The following is a 19,046-nucleotide window of genomic DNA, read 5'->3' as shown; positions in this document are numbered from 1 at the left end:
CACAGAGCACTGACAACCGCCGCGAACCGGGCTCAGCCCTCCGGCATCTCCTCGACCTCGCGGACCTCCAGGCCGACCTTCCAGTGCTTGGGGTGCACCTCCAGGAAGCGCTTCCCCCACTCGATCGCCTCGGCCATGTCCTTGCACTGCATCATGGCGTAGCCGCCGACGACCTCCTTGGTCTCGGTGAACGGGCCGTCCGTGTACGACAGCTTCCCGTCCGACCAGCTGATCCGGGTGGCCTCGGCGGTGGGCTTCAGACCGGCCGTGTCCAGCATGACGCCGGCCTTGGTGATCTCCTCGAACAGCGCGCCCATGCGCTCCTCGAAGCCGGGGTCCGCCGACGCCAGGTCGATGGTGTTCTCCTCGATGCGGACGAGGGAGAGGTAGCGGGGCATGGTGACTCCTCGGGTGCGGTGGGGCGGGGCCGTTCCCCGCCTTCCACTCATACGTCGAACGGGACGCGGCCGCATCGACACCCACCCGAAGTTTTTCCGGACCTGGTTTTCTCCGGACCCGGTCTTCTAGACGTAGTCCTCCAGGCGCGCGACCGTGAAGCCCTGCTCCTCGATGTGACGCAGCAGGTTGGCCATCATCTCGGTCATCGTGCGGCCCTTGAGCTCGGACGGGCCGCGGAAGTGGGCCAGGATGATGTCGCCGGGGTGCAGCTTCTTGTCGTCGCGCTGGTACTGCATGTTCTGGATCTGCATGGACTCGCGCCACAGCACGATCGCCTCGACCCCGCACTCCTCGGCGGCGGCGCGGGTGGCCTCGTTCCAGTTGCCGTACGGCGGGCGGAAGAGCCGGGGCCGGATGCCGTACTCCTTCGCCAGCTTCTCCTGCTGGCCGCAGATCTCCCGGTGCTGGGCGTCCGGGGAGAGGGTGCGCAGGTTGGGGTGGGTGAGGGTGTGGTTGGCGAGGCCGTGGCCCTGGGCGAGCAGCGGCTCGAAGTAGCCGTAATTCGCGCGGATGGTGGCGTCGGTGAGGAACATCGTCACCGGCACCTTGAGGTCCTTCATCATCGCGACGAACTCGGGGTCCTTCTCGGCCCCGTCGTCGATCGTGATGAAGACGACCTTCTGGTCCGTCTCGATGTCGCTGATGACCGGGACGGGACCGCCGACCGCGCGCGTGACCGGCTTCTTCGCGGGCGGGGCGGGCGGCGCGGCGAGCGGCTTGAGGCCCCATTTGCGGTACGCGGCGGCAGCGGCGGCCGCCGCGTCCGGGGCCTTCGGGGCGGCCGGGGCCTGGGCACCGGGGGCCTTGTTCCCGGCCGACGGGGTCGCCGTACCGGCTCCCGGGGCCGGGGCGTCGGCGTCGGCGGTGGTGCAGCCGGTCGCCGCGAACAGAGCGACGGCGGTCAGGGCCGCCCACAGCGCGATCGTCTTCTTCACGCGCTGTGGGATGCCCGAATCCGGCGAAAGGTTGCCTTAGATACGACTATCCGACTGAAGGGAGACCGATTCGAAGCGCCAGCGGTGCACCGAACGGGTGATCAGCTCCCCGTCCGGCTCCGGCAGCTCGGGGAGTTCGGCGTCGAGGCCGTCCGCCGTCTCCCACCAGGTGAGGACGAGGACCCGGTCCTGCGGGGCCCGGAAGGTCTCGCGGCGGAGCGGGGCGGGCGACAGCTCCTGGGCCCGCGCCCAGGCGAGGAGTTCCTCACCCCGCCCGTCGGCCGCCCGCGCCTCCCACATCAGAGTGACCCTCACGAGTAGAGGTTCTCCTTGCTGACCTCATGAACATGGTCGTGGTTCCCCGGCACGTGCGACTCCGTCACCGGCAGCGAGGAGTCCGCCGACAGCTCCAGGTCGGAGGCGGCCCGCCCGCGCGCCACCATCTCGGCGCCCAGCGCCGCCACCATGGCGCCGTTGTCGGTGCACAGGCCGGGGCGCGGCACGCGGAGCCGGATGCCGGCCCGCTCGCAGCGCTCCTCGGCGAGGGCGCGCAGGCGCGAGTTGGCGGCCACGCCGCCGCCGATCATCAGGTGGTCGACGCCCTCGTCCCGGCAGGCCCGGACGGCCTTGCGGGTGAGCACGTCGACGACCGCCTCCTGGAAGGACGCGGCGACGTCCCGTACCGGCACGTCCTCGCCCGCGTTCCGCTTGGCCTCGATCCAGCGGGCCACGGCGGTCTTCAGACCGGAGAAGGAGAAGTCGTACGCCGGGTCCTTGGCGCCGGACAGGCCGCGCGGGAACGCGATGGCGGCCGGGTCGCCCTCCCTGGCGAGCCGGTCGATGACCGGGCCGCCCGGGAAGCCGAGGTCGAGGACGCGGGCGATCTTGTCGAAGGCCTCGCCGGCGGCGTCGTCGATGGTGGCGCCCATGGGCCGCACGTCGGCGGTGATGTCGGAGGACAGCAGCAGCGAGGAGTGGCCGCCGGAGACCAGCAGCGCCATCGTCGGCTCGGGCAGCCGGCCGTGCTCCAGCTGGTCGACGCAGATGTGCGAGGCGAGGTGGTTGACGCCGTAGAGCGGCTTGCCGAGCGCGTACGCGTACGCCTTGGCGGCCGAGACGCCGACGAGCAGCGCGCCCGCGAGGCCGGGCCCGGCGGTCACGGCGATGCCGTCGAGGTCCTTCGGGGAGACCCCGGCCTCCTTCAGGGCGCGCTCGATCGTCGGGACCATGGCCTCCAGGTGCGCGCGGGAGGCGATCTCGGGGACGACACCGCCGAACCGGGCGTGGGTGTCGACGCTGGAGGCGACGGCGTCGGCGAGCAGGGTGGTGCCGTGGACGATGCCGACGCCGGTCTCGTCGCAGGAGGTCTCGATGCCGAGTACGAGCGGTTCGTCAGCAGCCATCTGAATCAGTCTCTGTTCCTTGAACGGTCAGTCGCATCACGAGCGCGTCCACGTTTCCGGGCTGGTAGTAGCCGCGCCGGAAACCGATGGGCTCGAAGCCGAAGCGCTCGTACAGCTTCTGGGCCCGGGTGTTGTCCACGCGCACTTCGAGCAGGACCTCGTCGCACTCGAAGGCCGTGGCGTGCTGGAGCAGGTCGGTGAGGAGGCGCCCGCCGAGGCCGGTGCCCCACTGCTCGCGGGCGACGGCGATGGTCTGGACGTCGCCGAGGCCGCCGGCCGCCGCGAGCCCCGCGTACCCGACGAGACGTCCGTCCGCCGTCTCGGCGACCACGTAGTGCCGGGTCGCCCGCGGCCCGCGGGCGTGCGCGAGCTCCGACCAGAACATCCCCTCCGACCAGGCGTCCTCGGGGAACAGCTCGGCTTCGAGCGCGAGCACCGGCGCCAGGTCCCACCAGCGCATCTCGCGCAATTGCACGCCGCTCACTGGGGCGTGACCACCTTGTAGTTCTTCGGCACCTGGGCGTCGGGGCGGCGCAGGTACATGGGGAGCGGCTCCAGGAACGCGTCCTGGTCCCCCGCCGCCAGCCGCTCGGCCGCGAGGGCGGCGAGCGCGGCGGCCGACTGGTGCTCGGGGTCGCGGGCGTCCGGGAAGGCCTCGGGGTAGAGGCGGGCGCCGGCGCCGACCACCGGGAGCCCGGCGAGCCGCTCGGCGATGTCGGCGGGACGGTCGACCGACGCCTCCGTGACGCGCGTGCGGGAGTTCTCGTACCGCGCCCAGTAGACCTCCTTGCGCCGCGCGTCGGTGGCGACGGCGAAGGGCTCCTGGATGCCGGAGGCGTACGCGAGTCCGTCGAGCGTGCACAGGCCGTGCACCGGCACGCCGAGCGCGGAGGCGAAGGCGGCGGCGGTGACCAGACCGACGCGCAGTCCGGTGTACGGGCCGGGGCCGACGCCGACCACGAGTCCGGTCACCGCGTCGAGCGCGAGCCCGGCCTCCTTCATGACCCGGTCGACGGCGGGCAGCAGCAGCTCCCCGTGTCTGCGGGCGTCCACCTGGGAGGACTCGGCGACGACGGTCTCGCCGTCGTGGAGGGCGACGGTGACGGCGGGTGTGGCGGTATCCATGGCGAGCAAGAGCACGCGAACAGCCTACGGCGCCGGAGCGCCGGACATGGTGCCCCGCTCGTCGGGGGGCGGCGGTGCTACGGTCGGGGCGATCAGACACCGATACGTACGTACGACAGAAGGTGGGCGCACGGTGGCACGGAGCAGCTCGGGATTCGTGGCCGGGCTCACCGCGGCGGCGGTCGCCGTGGTCGGCTTCCTCGCCTATCAGGCCTCGGCCGCCGCGCCGTCGCCGGCCGAGCTGGCGGCGAAGCCCCGCACCCCGAGCACGGCCCCGTCGGCCGAGGCGAGCGGAAAGCCGAAGCAGCCCGCCAAGGATCCGCTGGCGCTGCCCGCCGACTCCGGCAAGGGCGCGCGCGTGGTGTACGCGCTGAAGGACCACCGGGTGTGGCTGGTGGACGCGAGGAACCAGGTGACGCAGACCTTCTCGGTGATGCCGAGCACGGTCTCGCCGCCGCCCGGCACGTACGCGGTGACCTCGCGGTCCGGCGCGGTGCGCGGCTCGGACGGGGTGCAGATCGAGCACGTGGTGCGGTTCGCGACGGTGCAGGACGTGTCGATCGGCTTCAGCGCGGCGGTGGACGGCTCGACGCCGGAGCCGGACCCGGCGAAGAAGACCGGCGGCATCCGGATGAAGCGCGCGGACGGCGACGCGATGTGGACGTTCGCGTCGATCGGCGCGAAGGTCGTGGTCGTCGCCTGACCCGCGGAGGGGCGCGCGTTCGCGGCGCGGCGCAGCCGGCCCAGGCGGCCTAGGCGGCCTCGTCCTGTACGGCGGGGGTGCCGGGCTCCTCGTCCACGGTCTCGCGTGCGCGCGGCGGGGTGGACACGGCGGTCGCGGCCGCGCAGGCCGCGAGCAGCACTCTCATCGGGACGGTGTCCGTGCTGACATCCGCGGTGCGGTCCTCGCGCTCGGGCGTCGCCATGCCTGCCTCCCGTAGGTTAGGTACACCTAACCAGCTCGTGCATCCATGTGACCACGCCCGCGCGCACCGGCGCAACATTTTCCCGACACGTTGTCGGAACGTACGTACGTTCAGCCCAGCCGCAGGTCCTCGGCCGCCCAGCGGGCGCCGATGCCGTTGAGGACGACGGTCCGCCGGTCGTCGTCGGTGTCGCCGACGACCCGGTGGATCAGCACGTGCAGCCGGTCGTCGGTCAGCTCCTCGACCTTGCCGTCGCCCCACTCGACCACGACGACGGAGTCGGGCAGCGAGACGTCGAGGTCCAGGTCCTCCATCTCGTCGAGACCGCCGCCGAGCCGGTACGCGTCGACGTGCACCAGCGGCGGGCCCGCCACCAGCGAGGGGTGGACGCGGGCGATCACGAAGGTCGGCGAGGTGACCGCGCCGCGCACCCCCAGGCCCTCGCCGAGCCCGCGGGTCAGAGTCGTCTTGCCGGCGCCGAGCTCGCCGGTGAGCATCACGAGGTCTCCGGCGCGCAGCAGCTTCGCGAGCCGGCGGCCGAGCTCCTGCATCCGCTCGGGCGAGTCGACCTCGACGGTGGCCTGGTTGACAGTGGCCTGGTCGTGCGGTGTGTCCATACCCGCCAACCTATCCGTCCCTATCCCGGTACGGGGACGGCTCCGGCGCGTACCAGCAGGTCGGCGATGCGGTCGGTGACCGCCTCGGGGTGTTCCAGCATCACCAGGTGCCCGGCGTCGGGCACGATCACCAGCTCCGCGTCCGGCAGCAGGTCGGCGATGACCTCGGTGTGCGAGCTGGGGGTGACCAGGTCGCGGTCGCCGGCGAGGGCGAGCACCGGGAGCTCGCGGAAGGCGGCGAGCGCGGCGGTGCCGTCGTGGTCGGCGAAGGCCGGGTAGAACGCGGCGACCACGTCGATCGGGGTCGACTCGATCATCCGCTCGGCGAACCGGGCGACCGCCGGGTCCACGTCCTTCGAGGAGAAGGAGTACTTCTTGATCAGCCCGGCGAACAGGTCGGCGGTGGCCCGGCGGCCCCGCTCCACCAGCTCGGCCTGCGAGCCGAGCGCCCGCAGCACGCCCGGCAGCACCCGGCGCACCGCGTTGACGCCGGCCACCGGCAGGCCGTAACTGACCTCGTCGAGCCGTCCCGACGAGGTGCCGACGAAGCCGACGCCGACCACCCGCTCGCGCACGAGCTCCGGGTACTGCTCGGCGAGCGCCATGATCGTCATGCCGCCCATCGAGTGCCCGACGAGCACCAGCGGGCCCTCGGGCGCGGCGGCGTCGAGCACCGCCTTCAGGTCGCGGCCGAGCTGGGCGATGGAGACCGGCACGCCGTCCGGGCCCTCCTGGGCGAGCCCGGGGCCGGAGTGCCCGTGGCTGCGCTGGTCCCAGTGGACGGTGCGGACCAGTCCGCGCAGGGCGGCCCGCTGGAAGTGCCAGGAGTCCTGGTTGAGGCAGTAGCCGTGGCTGAAGACGACGGTGACGGGGGTGGGGGCCTTGCGTCCGAAGAGGCGGCGCCGACGGGGTGCGGAGGGGTCGGGTTCGACCTCGTCGACCTCGTAGTAGAGGGCGGTGCCGTCGTCGGCGACCGCCTTGCCGGGGGTGCCGCGCAGGGCGCCGTACGGACCCTCGGCGTCGAGCGCGAGCCGCGCCTTCTGCCGTACCGAACGCCCCACGGTGAGCCGCTCGATCGCGACCCCGGCCGCCGCGCCGGCGGCGAGCACGCCTATCGCGGCCCCGGCCCAGCCGGCCCTACGCCAGGTCTCGTCACCCACGCCGGAGCCCCTTTCAGTCCCCCACGTAGACGCGCGGGACGCGCGCGCCGATCCGGGTGACGATCTCGTACGCGATGGTGTCGGCGGCCTCCGCCCAGTCCTGGGCCGTCGGCTCGCCCCGGTCGCCGGGCCCGAAGAGCACGGCCTCGGTGCCGGGCTCGGGCGCGTCGCCGCCGAGGTCGACCACGAACTGGTCCATCGCGACCCTCCCGGCCACCGTCCGCACCCGGTCGCCGACCAGGACCGGGCCGCGGCCGGAGGCGTGCCGGGGGATGCCGTCCGCGTAACCCAGCGGGATCAGGCCGAGGGTGGTCTCGTCCGGGGTGACGTAGTGGTGCCCGTACGAGACGCCGTGCCCGGCCGGCACCTGCTTCACCAGGGCGATGCTCGCCTTCAGCGACATCACCGGGCGCAGACCGAGCTCGGCGGAGGTGCCGAGGGCCGGGTCGGGCGACACGCCGTACATCGCGATGCCGGGCCGGACGAGGTCGAAGTGCGTCTCGGGGAGGGTCAGGGTGGCGGGCGAGTTGGCGATGTGCCGGACCTCGGGCTCGACGCCGGCCTTCTCGGCGAAGTCGAGCATCGAGCGGAAGACGTCCAGCTGGGCCGGGATGGAGGGGTGCCCGGGTTCGTCGGCGCAGGCGAAGTGCGACCACAGTCCGGTGATCCGCACGAGGCCCTGCGCCTGGGCCTTCAGGGCCTCGCCGACGAGTTCGGGCCAGTCGGCGGGCTGGCAGCCGTTGCGGCCGAGGCCGGTGTCGGCCTTGAGCTGGATCCGCGCGGGACGCCCGACCGCCTGCGCGGCCTCCGTCACCTCGCGCAGCGCCCACATCCCGCTGACGGACATGTCGAGCCCGGCCTCGATGCCCTCCGCCCACGGGTCCCCGGGCGTCCACAGCCAGCACATGATCCGCGCCTCGGTGAGCCCCGCCGCCCGCAGCGCCAGCGCCTCCTGCGGCGTCGCCGTCCCCAGCCACGTCGCCCCGGCGTCGAGCGCGGCCCGCGCACACCGCACGGCGCCGTGTCCGTACGCGTCCGCCTTCACCACGCCCATCACCTGAACGTGTGGCGCGACCCGGGCGCGCAGCGTGCGGACGTTCGCACGCAGCGCCCCGAGGTCGATCTCGGCGCGGGCTCGGCGGGGCGGCTGTGTCTGACTCATCGGCCCCAGTCTCTCAGGTGCGGGCCGCGGCACTGCGTAGGCGGTCGGTGGCCCGGGTCACGCGGGGCGCCACGCCCCGGTACGAACCTTCGCCCACACCCGCCTGCGGCGGCGCCCTCCCGCACGGGCGGTGCCCGCCGGCGGGGAGCAGAGCGCCCGCGATCGCCCCGTCAGCTCACCACGTCCCGCCACGCCCCCGGCAGCCCCTCCGCCACGTCGCTCGCCGCGATCGGAGCCCCGCCGCCCGACGCGCGGCGGGCCGCCAGGCCGTGGAGGTACGCACCCACCGACAGCGCGTCCAGGGGCGGCAGGCCCGACGCCAGGAGGGCGCCGGAGAGGCCGGAGAGGACGTCGCCGCTGCCGGCGGTGGCGAGCCAGGAGGTGCCGGTCGGGTTCACGCGGATCGCGGCGGCGGCGTCCGGGGCGCAGACGAGGGTGGTCGAGCCCTTGAGGAGGACCGTGGCGCCGTAGCGGGCGGCCAGTTCGCGGACGGCCGACAGGCGGGCCGCCTCGACCTGCTCGCGGGGGACGCCGAGGAGGGCCGCCGCCTCGCCCGCGTGGGGGGTGAGGAGGGTGGGGGCGGAGCGGGCCCGGACGGCGGCCGGGGTCAGGGCGCGCAGGCCGTCCGCGTCGATGAGGACGGGGACGTCGGTGGCGAGGACCTGGTCGAGGGCGACGGACACGCCGGGGCCCTCGCCGAGGCCCGGTCCGGCGACCCAGGCCTGGACGCGGCCCGCCTGCTCCGGCGGGCCGGAGTGGACCAGGGTCTCGGGGTGCGCCGCGATGACCGCGTCGCCCGCCGGCCCGACGTACCGCACCGCGCCCGCCCCGCCCCGCAGCGCGCCGGAGACGGCGAGCACCGCGGCGCCGGGGTAGCGGGCGGAGCCGGCGACGATGCCGACGACACCGCGCCGGTACTTGTCGGACTCCGCGCCCGGCACCGGCAGCCGCCGCGCCACGTCCTCGTGCTGCAGCGCCTCCAGGTCCGGCACGGACGGCAGGGTGGCGCCGAGGCCGATGTCAACGAGCCGCAGCGCGCCCGCGTACTCCCGGGCCGGGTCGACGAGGAGCCCCGGCTTGTACGTGCCGAAGGTGATCGTCGCGTCGGCGCGCAGCGCCTCCCCCGCGACCTCGCCGGTGTCGGCGTCCACGCCGCTCGGCAGGTCCACGGCCACGACGACCGCGTCGGAACCGCGCGCGGCGCGGGCGACGGGCACGGCGTCGGGCCGCAGCCCGCCCCGCCCGCCGATCCCCGTGATGCCGTCGAGCACCAGGTCGGCGGCGGCCAGCGCGCCGTACGGATCGTCGTGCGGGCCGGTCACCCGTCCCCCGGCCCGCCGCAGCGCCGCGAGCCCGCCCTCGTGCGCCCGGTCGCCGAGCAGCACCGCCGTCACCCCGGCGCCGCGCCGGGCGAGCCGGGCGCCCGCGTACAGGGCGTCGCCGCCGTTGTCGCCGCTGCCGACGAGCAGGACGACCCGCGCCCCGTACACCTGCCCCTTGCCGAGCAGCGAGCAGCAGGCGGCGGCGAGTCCGGCCGCGGCGCGCTGCATCAGCGTGCCCTCCGGCAGCCGGGCCATCAGTTCGGCCTCGGCGGCCCGTACGGTCTCCACGCGGTAAGCGGTACGCATGGGATCAACCCTCCGCGATCACCACGGCCGACGCCACTCCCGCGTCATGGCTGAGGGACACGTGCCAGTGCTTCACGCCGAGTTCGGCGGCCCGCGCGGCGACGGTGCCGCGCACCCGGAGGCGGGGCTGCCCGCTGTCCTCGACGTACACCTCGGCGTCCGTCCAGTGCAGGTTGCCCGGCGCGCCGAGCGCCTTGGCCAGGGCCTCCTTCGCCGCGAACCGCACCGCGAGCGAGGCCGGTCCGCGCCGCTCGCCGCTCGGGAGCAGCAGCTCGGCGTCGACGAAGAGGCGCCCGAGCAGCCCCGGTGTGCGTTCGAGCGACGCGGCGAACCGGTCGATCTCCGCCACGTCGATCCCCACCCCGATGATCATGTCCTTCTTCTTTCACTCCACCGTCACTCCACGGTCACGGACTTGGCCAGATTGCGCGGCTGGTCGACCTCGTTGCCCCGGGCCGTGGCCAGTTCGCAGGCGAAGACCTGCAGCGGCACGGTGGAGACCAGCGGCTGCAGCAGCGTAGGCGTCGCGGGGATCCGGATGAGGTGGTCGGCGTACGGGACGACGGCCTCGTCGCCCTCCTCCGCGATCACGATGGTGCGGGCGCCCCGGGCCCGGATCTCCTGGATGTTGGAGACGATCTTGTCGTGGAGGACGGACCGGCCGCGCGGCGAGGGGACGACCACGACGACCGGCAGGTCCTCCTCGATGAGGGCGATCGGGCCGTGCTTGAGCTCGCCGGCGGCGAAGCCCTCGGCGTGCATGTACGCGAGCTCCTTGAGCTTCAGCGCGCCTTCGAGAGCCACCGGGTAGCCGACGTGCCGGCCGAGGAAGAGGACGGTGTTCTTGTCGGCGAGGGAGCGGGCGAGCGCGCGGACCGGCTCCATGGTCTCCAGGACCCGCTCCACCTCGTCGGCGATCCGGGCGAGCTCGCGGACGACGGCGTGGATCTCGTCGCCCCACTTGGTGCCGCGGACCTGCCCGAGGTAGAGCGCGAGGAGGTAGCAGGCGACGAGCTGGGTGAGGAAGGCCTTGGTGGACGCGACGGCGACCTCGGGCCCGGCGTGGGTGTAGAGGACGGCGTCCGACTCCCGGGGGATCGTCGACCCGTTGGTGTTGCAGACGGCGAGCACCTTGGCGCCCTGTTCGCGGGCGTGCCGCAGCGCCATCAGGGTGTCCATGGTCTCGCCGGACTGGGAGATGGCGATGACGAGGGTGCGCTGTCCGAGGATCGGGTCGCGGTAGCGGAACTCGCTGGCGAGCTCGACCTCGCAGGGGATCCGGGTCCAGTGCTCGATGGCGTACTTCGTGATGAGTCCGGCGTGGAAGGCGGTGCCGCACGCGATGATGACGATCTTGTCGGCCTCGCGGAGCACCGCGTCCGGGATGCGCACCTCGTCGAGGCGCAGGCGCCCGTCGGCGCCGATCCGGCCGAGGAGGGTGTCGGCGACCGCCTTGGGCTGCTCGGCGATCTCCTTGAGCATGAAGTAGTCGTAGCCGCCCTTCTCGGCGGCGGAGGCGTCCCAGTCGATGTGGAAGGCGCGTACGTCGGCGGGGGCGCCGTCGAAGTCGGTGACGGTGACGCCCTCGCGGGTGAGCTCCACGACCTGGTCCTGGCCGAGTTCGATGGCGGAGCGGGTGTGCGCGATGAAGGCGGAGACGTCGGAGGCGAGGAAGTTCTCGCCCTCGCCGACGCCGACGACGAGCGGGGAGTTGCGGCGGGCGCCGACGACGACGTCGGGCTGGTCGGCGTGCACGGCGACCAGTGTGAACGCCCCGTCGAGCCGCCGGCACACCAGCCGCATGGCCTCGGCGAGGTCGCCGACGGAGGAGAACTCCTCGGCCAGCAGATGGGCCACGACCTCGGTGTCCGTCTCGGACGCCAGGTCGTGGCCCCGCTCCGCCAGCTCCGCGCGGAGGGCGGCGAAGTTCTCGATGATGCCGTTGTGGACGACGGCGACGCGGCCCGCGTTGTCGAGGTGCGGGTGCGCGTTGACGTCGGTGGGGCCGCCGTGGGTGGCCCACCGGGTGTGTCCGATGCCGGTGGAGCCGCTCGACAGCGGGCGGTCCACCAGCTCCTTCTCCAGGTTGACGAGCTTGCCGGCCTTCTTGGCGGCGGCGAGCCCTCCGTCGGAGAGCACGGCGACGCCGGCCGAGTCGTAGCCGCGGTATTCGAGCCGCTTGAGCCCTGCGATCACCACTTCGAGCGCCGACTGTCCGCCGACGTAACCCACGATTCCGCACATAGCGGCAGCCTACGGCTCAGCGGCCCGGAGCGGCCGGATCCGGGCCGGACCGGCTTGATGGGCCGGACGGGCCGGACGGGCCGGATGGGCCCGGCTCAGCGCAGCTTGGCGGCCTGGACCTCGATGACGGTCTTGGGCTGCTCCTTGACCTCGCCGCCGAGGCTCATCGTCGCGAAGCCGGCGAGGGTGTTGCCCTTGCGGAGCACGGCGAGCTTGGTGACCATCGGGGTGCCGTCGAGATCGCTGGTGATCGTCCAGGCCAGTGTCTCGTCGCCGCCGGCCGCGGTGTCCGCGGCGACCTTGGTGACCTTGACCTTCTCGCCGCTCGCGGTGGCGGTGAAGCCGCCGGCGCAGTCGGTGCCCGCGGTCTTGAGCGAGGCGAAGGCCTGCTCGGCGCCCTGACCGGCGTACGAGCCGAGGGTCACCGTGGTCATGGGCGTGGCGAGGGCGCCGAGGGCCTTCTCCGGGTCGGCGGCCGCGTCCTGGGCGGGGACCTGGATGGCCTTGCGGACCACCTTGGCGCCGGGGGTGCCGGGCGCGATCCAGGACATGGCCTCGGCGAGCGGCTCGCAGGCGGGCTTGTCGGCGCTGACGTCGCCGGGGTTCAGCACCTCGTCGCTCTTGGCCTTCTTCACCTGGTAGCCCTTGAGGTCGGCCTGGCCGACGACGAGCTTCTCGAGCTCCGCCGCCGACAGCGCCTTCACGTCGGGCTTCGCCGCGGCGGACGCGGAGGCGTCCGCCTTGCCGGTGTCCTCCTGCTTCTTCTCCTCGCCGCCGCAGGCGGTGAGGGCGAGCGCGAGGGTGGTGACCGCGGCGACGGCACCGGCGTGACGAAGGGCACGTGCTCTCATGGATCGAACTCTCTCTTCGGCTTTGCGTTGTCTTGGCGAACCCTATGTGCGCAGGTCACGTGAGCACAGCGAGGACCGGCAGGTCGGTCAGGTCGGTCAGGTCGGTGTACGGGATCCGGAGAGACGACCGGCCCTTCGATATTCCGACATCGGGCCGAATCGCCCGATCCATACGGGCATAAGCAGCGCGGGCCGTCTTCGCAATTCTCCGGCCGCGGGTGTTACGTTGCGGGACCGGCCGAAGCAATTCGCGGCTCTTTTTCGCCTGCCGTCGGGATCCCTTAGGAGTGGGCCACCATTTCCTCGATCACGAAGAATTCCACCACCCCCACACAGCATGTTCACACCCCACCGCGCGCCGCCCCCGCCCGCCGGCCCCCCGCAGTCCCCTGGACCCTGCCGCTCGGCGGCACCCGCGTCGACTCGCTGACCGGATTGCGCTGGTTCGCCGCGTTCAGCGTCTTCCTTTTCCACGCAAAGGGCTACGTCGGGGAAAGCCGGGCGCTCACCGACCTGGCCGCCCTCGGGTACGAAGGCGTCCCGTTCTTCTTCGTTCTGTCCGGTTTCGTCATGACCTGGGTGGCCCGCCCCACCGACACCACTCCGCATTACTACTGGCGGCGCTTCGCCCGTATCTGGCCACTGCTCGCGGTGACCACACTGGCGACGGCCGCATTGACGAAATGGTGGTGGCATGCGCCGATTTCGAAACCGAACATCCTGTGGACCCTCACATTTTCCCAGGCATGGACCACAGATCACTTCATGACGCTGAACATCGTCACCTGGACGCTGTCCGTCGAGGCCTTCTTCTATCTCTCTTTTCCGCTCGTCCTGCGGATTCTGCTGCGCCGGTCGTCGGGGACCCTCGCGCTCGTGGCCGCGGCCGCCGTCGCGACCACCGCGGCCACCCGGGTCGCCGCACAGCTGCTCGACCACCCGGCCGCCTCCGAGCGGCTGCTCGTGGCCTCGCCGCTCGCGCTGAGCCCGATGTTCGTCCTGGGCGTCTGCACCGGCCTGCTCGTCCGCCGCGGCCGGCGGCCCCCCTGCGGCACCGGCACGGCCGCCGCGCTGACCGGCGGCACGATCCTGCTCTGCTGGGCCTGGGAGCAGTGCCCCGACCTGCTGCACCCCTTCCCCTTCCGGGGCGAGATCGGCTTCTTCGACGCCGTCCTGATGCCGGTGTTCGCCCTGCTGATCGCCTGCGCCGCGCTCTCCGACGTACGCGCCGGCCAGGGCACCCGCTCGGTGCTGCGCTCCCGCACCCTGGTGAAGCTCGGCGAGTGGTCGTTCGCGTACTACCTCTGCCACGCGGTCGTCCTGAAGGTCTTCGCCCACGCCGGCTTCCGCCCGGGCCCGGGCCCGCTCCGCGACGCCGCCGAGATGGGCGCGGCCGCCCTCGGCGCCCTCGTGGTCGCCGCCCTCCTGCACGAGCTGGTGGAGCAGCCGGCCGAGCGCCGGCTGCGCAGACTGCTGCCCGCCCGCCGAGCGTGACCCACCCCACGGCCCCCGGTCCCCCACAACCAAGTCCCAGCCACGACAATGGCCGGGTGATCACTTCGCCGCCACGAAGCAACGGCACGGGCAGCGGCCCGCGCCGCGTCGCCGAGCCGACGCCGTACGTCGACCTCACGCGGGCCGAGTGGAGCGCCCTGCGCGACAAGACGCCGCTGCCGCTCACCGCCGACGAGGTCGAGCAGCTGCAGGGGCTCGGCGACGTCATCGACCTCGACGAGGTACGGGACGTCTATCTGCCGCTGTCCCGGCTGCTCAACCTGTACGTGCAGGCCACCAGCGGGCTGCGCGGGGCGCTCAACACCTTCCTCGGCGAGAAGGCCGAGCAGCGCGGCACGCCCTTCGTCATAGGGGTGGCCGGGTCCGTGGCCGTCGGGAAGTCGACCGTCGCCCGGCTCCTCCAGGCGCTGCTCGCGCGCTGGCCGGAGCACCCGCGGGTGGAGCGGATCACCACCGACGGCTTCCTCTACCCGATGGAGGAGCTGAAGGCGCGCGGCCTGATGTCCCGCAAGGGCTTCCCCGAGTCGTACGACCGGCGCGCCCTCACCCGCTTCGTCGCCGACGTGAAGGCGGGCAAGGACGAGGTCACCGCGCCCGTCTACTCGCACCTCATCTACGACCGGGTGCCGGACGAGAAGCTCGTGGTGCGCCGCCCCGACATCCTCATCGTCGAGGGCCTCAACGTCCTCCAGCCGGCCCTGCCCGGCAAGGACGGGCGGACCCGGGTCGGGCTCGCCGACTACTTCGACTTCTCGGTGTACGTGGACGCGCGCGCCGAGGACATCGAGGGCTGGTACCTCAACCGCTTCCGCAAGCTGCGCGAGACCGCCTTCCAGGACCCGTCCTCGTACTTCCGGCGCTGGACCCAGGTCTCCGAGGAGGAGGCCCTGGAGTACGCCCGCACGATGTGGCGGACCGTCAACAAGGTCAACCTCCTGGAGAACGTGGCCCCGACCCGCGGCCGGGCGACCCTGGTCGTCCGCAAGGGCGCGGACCACAAGGTGCAGCGCCTTTCGCTGCGCAAGCTCTGAGCTCCGTAAGCTCGGGCCCATGCTGCACCTGCGCCTGATCGTTCCGCCCGACCGCACGGACGCGGCCGTCTCGCTCATCGAGCGGACCGTCGGCACCACCCACCTGGTGGTGCTGCCGGGCGCCGCCCGCGACCCGGCCGGCGACCTCGTGCTGTGCGACGTGGCCCGCGAGGCCGGGCAGGAACTCATCCACGGCATGCGGGAGTTGAAGGTCGACGAGGACGGCTCGATCGCCGTCGAGAACATCGACCTGTCGCTGTCGACCCGGGCGACCGCCGCCGAGGAGGAGGCGCCCGGCGAGGCCGCCGACGCGGTCATCTGGGAGCAGCTGACCGACGCCACCCACGAGGAGTCGACGCTCACCATCACCTACAGCGCCTTCATGATCCTCGCGACGATGATCGCGGCCTGCGGTGTGGTCCTCGACAACGCGATCCTGATCGTGGGCGCGATGGCGGTCGGCCCGGAGTTCGGCCCGCTCGCCGGCATCTGTACGGGGATCGTGCGGCGCTCGCCGAAGCTGGTGCTCCGTTCCTCGTACGCGCTGATCATCGGCTTCGCGGCGGCGATCGTCGCGACGACCGTGTTCAGCCTGGGGATGGACGCGCTCGGCCTGTTCAGCGTGGAGCAGCTGGACGCGCCGCGCGCCAACACCAGCTTCATCTGGAAGCCGGACCCGTTCTCGTTCGTCGTCGCCCTGCTGGCGGGCGCGGCGGGCACGCTCTCGCTCACCTCGACGAAGTCGGGGGCGCTGATCGGGGTCGCGATCTCCGTGACGACGGTGCCGGCCGGGGCCAACGCGGCCGTGGCGCTGAGCTACGGGCAGTACGCCCAGATGTGGGGCTCGATCGAGCAGTTGCTGCTCAACCTGACCGGCATCATCGCGGCCGGCACGCTCACGCTCTTCGGGCAGGTGCTGCTGTGGCGCACCCAGCGCGGCCACTGGACCCGTAAGCCCCGCCCGTCCCGTAACGGCAAGGGCTGAGCACGCCGACGGCCCCCACCGGAGCGGGGGCCGTCGGAAAGCCTTCAGTGCGTCACATGCCTTAGCCGAGCGCGGACTTCACCACATCGGCGAGCCGTCCCGCGACCGAGCGGGCCTGCTCGATGTCCGCGGCCTCGACCATGACCCGGACCAGCGGCTCGGTGCCGGAGGGGCGGAGCAGCACGCGGCCGGTGGTGCCGAGCTCGCGCTCGGCCTCGGCGACGGCGTGGGAGAGTTCGGCGGAGGTCTGCACCCGGGACTTGTCGACGTTCGGGACGTTGACGAGGACCTGCGGGAGGCGCTCCATGACGCCGGCCAGGTCGGCGAGCGAACGGCCGGTGGCGGCGACGCGGGCCGCCAGCATCAGGCCGGTGAGGGTGCCGTCGCCGGTGGTGGCGTGGTCGAGGACGATGACGTGCCCGGACTGCTCGCCGCCGAGGGCGTAGCCGTGCTCCTTCATCGACTCCAGGACGTAGCGGTCGCCGACCGCGGTCTGCACGAGGGACAGGCCCTCGCGCTCCATCGCCAGCTTGAAGCCGAGGTTGGACATCACCGTGCCGACGACGGTGTCGCCGCGCAGGGTGCCGGCCTCGCGCATGGCGAGGGCGAGGATCGCGAGGATCTGGTCGCCGTCGACCTCGGCACCGGTGTGGTCCACGGCAAGGCAGCGGTCGGCGTCGCCGTCGTGGGCGATGCCGAAGGCGGCGCCGTGCTCGACCACGGCGGCCTTGAGCAGGCCGAGGTGGGTGGAGCCGCAGCCGTCGTTGATGTTGAGGCCGTCCGGCTCGGCGCCGATGGTGACGACGGTGGCGCCGGCCCGGGAGAAGGCCTCGGGCGAGACGCGGGCGGCGGCGCCGTGCGCCTCGTCGAGGACGATCTTCAGACCGTCGAGGCGGTTGGGCAGTACGGCGATGAGGTGGGCGACGTACTTGTCGAAGCCCTCGTCGTAGTCGCGCACCCGGCCGACGCCGGAGCCGGTGGGACGGGTCCAGGGGGCGCCGGTGCGGTGCTCCTCGTAGACGGACTCGATGCGGTCCTCGAGGTCGTCGGCGAGCTTGTGGCCGCCGCGGGCGAAGAACTTGATGCCGTTGTCGGGCATGGCGTTGTGCGAGGCGGACAGCATCACGCCGAGGTCGGCGCCGAGCGCGCCGGTCAGATACGCCACGGCCGGGGTGGGCAGCACGCCGACGCGCAGCACGTCGACGCCCGCGCTCGCCAGGCCGGCCACGACGGCGGCCTCCAGGAACTCTCCCGAGGCGCGCGGGTCGCGCCCCACCACGGCGGTCGGCCGATGGCCCTCAAAGGTGCCCGTCTCGGCGAGCACATGCGCGGCCGCGACCGACAGGCCGAGCGCCAGCTCCGCCGTCAGGTCGGCGTTGGCCACGCCGCGTACCCCGTCCGTGCCGAAGAGTCGTCCCACAGCTGTCCTCCGAAAGTGCTCCGAAATGCGATCCCCCATGCATCCCCTGACCGGCTGGTGCCCGCTTTTGGCTCAGGGAAGTCAGGGAAGTGCCCGGGTTCGTGCCCAAGATTATGAAACCAGGGTCCGGAAAAGCCGGACGCCCCGGCAGCACGGGCAGTGCCACCGGGGCGTCCGGGCCAAGCAGACCGAGCAGGCGATTAGCGCTTGCTGTACTGCGGGGCCTTACGGGCCTTCTTGAGACCGGCCTTCTTGCGCTCGACCGCACGGTCGTCGCGGGAGAGGAAGCCGGCCTTCTTCAGCGCCGGGCGGTTGTTCTCGACGTCCGCCTCGTTCAGGGCGCGGGCCACGCCGAGGCGCAGGGCGCCGGCCTGGCCGGAGACGCCGCCACCCGAGATGCGGGCGATGACGTCGTAGCGGTTGTCCAGCTCGAGCACCTTGAAGGGCTCGTTGACTTCCTGCTGGTGCACCTTGTTCGGGAAGTAGTTGTCGAGCGTGCGCCCGTTGATCTTCCACTTGCCGGTGCCCGGAACGATCCGGACGCGGGCGATGGCGTTCTTGCGACGGCCCAGGCCGGCGGCCGGCTGCGGGTCGCCGAAGCGGGAGGCGAGGGACTCGGAGGTGTAGTCACCCTCGACGATCTCGGTCTCGGTGGTGTACTCCTCGACGCCCTCGAACTCGTCGACGGGGGTCTCGGGGGTGGTCTCGGCCACGATGCTCCTCAGATTTCTTTCGTTCTTAGGGGGTGGCCGGAACTACTGCGCGACCTGGGTGATCTCGAACGGGACCGGCTGCTGGGCAGCGTGCGGGTGGTTCTCGCCCGCGTAGACCTTCAGCTTCGAGAGCATCTGACGGCCCAGGGAGTTCTTGGGGATCATGCCCTTGATGGCCTTCTCGACGGCCTTCTCCGGGCTCTTCTCGAGGAGCTCGTCGTAGCGGATCGAGCGCAGACCACCCGGGTAGCCGGAGTGGCGGTACGCCATCTTCTGGGTCTTCTTGTTGCCCGACAGGTGGACCTTGTCAGCGTTGATGATGATGACGAAGTCGCCCATGTCCATGTGGGGCGCGTAGACGGGCTTGTGCTTGCCTCGCAGGAGGTTCGCAGCCGTCGTCGCCAGGCGGCCCAGGACGATGTCCTGCGCGTCGATGATGTGCCACTGGCGAGTCACATCGCCGGGCTTGGGGCTGTACGTACGCACTTCGTAGCCTTCGCTTCTTCAGTGGATGGAGTCCAGACACACCTGAAGCGATCATGCAGCTGGGGCCTGCACTGCCGGGTCATTGCCCGTATGCGAGCCACTGGTAACTGCTCCAGGGAACTTGCGCAAGGCCCCTCGCGTGAGAACGACGAAGCCAATACGCATAACAAACCGCAACAGTACCCGCGCCACCCCGGACGGGTCAAAACGCGCCGCGACCCCTACCGGGCCCGCTCGACCCGCCGCTCGTCCCACACCGGCTCGCTGGTCTCCCGCACCACACCGTCCGAGCCGAAGACCAGATAGCGGTCGAAGGAGCGGGCGAACCAGCGGTCGTGGGTGACGGCCAGGACCGTGCCCTCGTAGGACTCCAGGCCGTCCTGGAG

General features: G+C 72.4%; 21 protein-coding genes and 1 pseudogene. 4 read left to right on the top strand and 18 right to left on the bottom strand.

Annotated elements, in window-relative coordinates; all coding sequences use genetic code 11:
- Nucleotides 1-32: 32 nt before the first annotated feature.
- The 6 genes from KV205_RS28300 to tsaB form a co-directional block, all read right to left on the bottom strand.
- The gene (locus KV205_RS28300) at nucleotides 33-398 is read right to left on the bottom strand and encodes a YciI family protein (RefSeq protein WP_265867506.1); all 366 of its coding nucleotides are present in this window, start codon (nucleotides 396-398) and stop codon (nucleotides 33-35) included.
- A gap of 126 nt (nucleotides 399-524) precedes the next feature.
- Nucleotides 525-1,394, bottom strand: coding sequence for a polysaccharide deacetylase family protein (locus tag KV205_RS28295; protein WP_265867505.1), 870 nt, complete (start codon nucleotides 1,392-1,394; stop codon nucleotides 525-527).
- Nucleotides 1,395-1,430: 36 nt separating this feature from the next.
- Nucleotides 1,431-1,709 (bottom strand): hypothetical protein, encoded by a 279-nt coding sequence (locus tag KV205_RS28290; protein WP_265867504.1) that lies wholly within the window; start codon nucleotides 1,707-1,709, stop codon nucleotides 1,431-1,433.
- A complete protein-coding gene (gene tsaD / locus KV205_RS28285; protein ID WP_265867503.1) occupies nucleotides 1,706-2,797 on the bottom strand; it encodes a tRNA (adenosine(37)-N6)-threonylcarbamoyltransferase complex transferase subunit TsaD in 1,092 nt (363 codons plus the stop codon). Before tsaD ends, KV205_RS28290 begins: the two co-directional genes overlap by 4 nt.
- Nucleotides 2,787-3,257, bottom strand: coding sequence for a ribosomal protein S18-alanine N-acetyltransferase (gene rimI / locus KV205_RS28280; RefSeq protein WP_274710960.1), 471 nt, complete (start codon nucleotides 3,255-3,257; stop codon nucleotides 2,787-2,789). The genes tsaD and rimI overlap by 11 nt, the downstream gene beginning before the upstream one ends.
- A gap of 20 nt (nucleotides 3,258-3,277) precedes the next feature.
- Nucleotides 3,278-3,937 (bottom strand): tRNA (adenosine(37)-N6)-threonylcarbamoyltransferase complex dimerization subunit type 1 TsaB, encoded by a 660-nt coding sequence (tsaB, locus tag KV205_RS28275; RefSeq protein ID WP_265867501.1) that lies wholly within the window; start codon nucleotides 3,935-3,937, stop codon nucleotides 3,278-3,280.
- Between the two features lie 118 nt (nucleotides 3,938-4,055).
- On the opposite strand from tsaB, the gene KV205_RS28270 reads away from it, so the two are divergent.
- On the top strand, nucleotides 4,056-4,625 hold the full coding sequence (locus KV205_RS28270; RefSeq protein ID WP_265867500.1) for a L,D-transpeptidase: 570 nt from the start codon (nucleotides 4,056-4,058) through the stop codon (nucleotides 4,623-4,625).
- A 49-nt stretch (nucleotides 4,626-4,674) separates the two neighbouring features.
- On the opposite strand, the gene KV205_RS28265 is transcribed toward KV205_RS28270, so the two are convergent.
- From KV205_RS28265 to KV205_RS28230, 8 genes are all read right to left on the bottom strand, one after another.
- A complete protein-coding gene (locus KV205_RS28265; RefSeq protein ID WP_265867499.1) occupies nucleotides 4,675-4,848 on the bottom strand; it encodes a hypothetical protein in 174 nt (57 codons plus the stop codon).
- Nucleotides 4,849-4,958: 110 nt separating this feature from the next.
- Nucleotides 4,959-5,465, bottom strand: a complete 507-nt coding sequence (gene tsaE, locus KV205_RS28260; RefSeq protein WP_265867497.1) for a tRNA (adenosine(37)-N6)-threonylcarbamoyltransferase complex ATPase subunit type 1 TsaE — start codon at nucleotides 5,463-5,465, stop codon at nucleotides 4,959-4,961.
- Nucleotides 5,466-5,485: 20 nt separating this feature from the next.
- On the bottom strand, nucleotides 5,486-6,625 hold the full coding sequence (locus tag KV205_RS28255; protein ID WP_265867496.1) for an alpha/beta fold hydrolase: 1,140 nt from the start codon (nucleotides 6,623-6,625) through the stop codon (nucleotides 5,486-5,488).
- A 13-nt stretch (nucleotides 6,626-6,638) separates the two neighbouring features.
- Complete coding sequence (gene alr / locus KV205_RS28250) at nucleotides 6,639-7,787, bottom strand: alanine racemase (protein WP_265867495.1); 1,149 nt, start codon at nucleotides 7,785-7,787, stop codon at nucleotides 6,639-6,641.
- A 170-nt stretch (nucleotides 7,788-7,957) separates the two neighbouring features.
- Nucleotides 7,958-9,415 (bottom strand): NAD(P)H-hydrate dehydratase, encoded by a 1,458-nt coding sequence (locus KV205_RS28245; protein WP_265867494.1) that lies wholly within the window; start codon nucleotides 9,413-9,415, stop codon nucleotides 7,958-7,960.
- Between the two features lie 4 nt (nucleotides 9,416-9,419).
- A complete protein-coding gene (locus KV205_RS28240; RefSeq protein ID WP_265867493.1) occupies nucleotides 9,420-9,788 on the bottom strand; it encodes a holo-ACP synthase in 369 nt (122 codons plus the stop codon).
- 23 nt (nucleotides 9,789-9,811) lie between these two features.
- Nucleotides 9,812-11,659, bottom strand: coding sequence for a glutamine--fructose-6-phosphate transaminase (isomerizing) (gene glmS, locus KV205_RS28235; RefSeq protein ID WP_265867491.1), 1,848 nt, complete (start codon nucleotides 11,657-11,659; stop codon nucleotides 9,812-9,814).
- A gap of 95 nt (nucleotides 11,660-11,754) precedes the next feature.
- A complete protein-coding gene (locus KV205_RS28230) occupies nucleotides 11,755-12,510 on the bottom strand; it encodes a hypothetical protein (protein WP_265867489.1) in 756 nt (251 codons plus the stop codon).
- Between the two features lie 297 nt (nucleotides 12,511-12,807).
- Between KV205_RS28230 and KV205_RS28225 the strand changes: the two genes are divergently transcribed.
- From KV205_RS28225 to KV205_RS28215, 3 genes are read left to right on the top strand one after another with little or no spacing between them, the layout of a single operon-like run.
- A complete protein-coding gene (locus tag KV205_RS28225) occupies nucleotides 12,808-14,004 on the top strand; it encodes an acyltransferase (protein ID WP_308404106.1) in 1,197 nt (398 codons plus the stop codon).
- A 56-nt stretch (nucleotides 14,005-14,060) separates the two neighbouring features.
- Entirely contained in the window at nucleotides 14,061-15,056 is a 996-nt protein-coding gene (gene coaA / locus KV205_RS28220; protein WP_374214737.1) for a type I pantothenate kinase, read from the top strand.
- Between the two features lie 19 nt (nucleotides 15,057-15,075).
- Complete coding sequence (locus KV205_RS28215) at nucleotides 15,076-16,041, top strand: DUF389 domain-containing protein (RefSeq protein ID WP_265867488.1); 966 nt, start codon at nucleotides 15,076-15,078, stop codon at nucleotides 16,039-16,041.
- A 61-nt stretch (nucleotides 16,042-16,102) separates the two neighbouring features.
- Here KV205_RS28215 and glmM read toward each other — a convergent pair whose 3' ends face one another.
- From glmM to KV205_RS28195, 4 genes and pseudogenes are all read right to left on the bottom strand, one after another.
- A complete protein-coding gene (glmM, locus tag KV205_RS28210) occupies nucleotides 16,103-17,461 on the bottom strand; it encodes a phosphoglucosamine mutase (RefSeq protein ID WP_265867486.1) in 1,359 nt (452 codons plus the stop codon).
- Nucleotides 17,462-17,661: 200 nt separating this feature from the next.
- Nucleotides 17,662-18,174 carry a 30S ribosomal protein S9 gene (rpsI, locus tag KV205_RS28205; RefSeq protein WP_265867485.1) on the bottom strand — a complete coding sequence of 171 codons (513 nt, stop codon included), beginning with the start codon at nucleotides 18,172-18,174 and terminating at the stop codon, nucleotides 17,662-17,664.
- A 42-nt stretch (nucleotides 18,175-18,216) separates the two neighbouring features.
- Complete coding sequence (gene rplM, locus KV205_RS28200; protein WP_265867484.1) at nucleotides 18,217-18,660, bottom strand: 50S ribosomal protein L13; 444 nt, start codon at nucleotides 18,658-18,660, stop codon at nucleotides 18,217-18,219.
- A gap of 221 nt (nucleotides 18,661-18,881) precedes the next feature.
- A pseudogene (locus KV205_RS28195) lies at nucleotides 18,882-19,046 on the bottom strand (ABC transporter ATP-binding protein); the annotation flags it as partial.

The sequence above is a fragment of the Streptomyces sp. SKN60 genome (assembly GCF_026236535.1).
Taxonomy (GTDB): Bacteria; Actinomycetota; Actinomycetes; order Streptomycetales; family Streptomycetaceae; genus Streptomyces.
The sequence above is the reverse complement of the archived record's forward strand: the minus strand, read 5'-3'. Positions and strand labels throughout refer to the sequence as shown.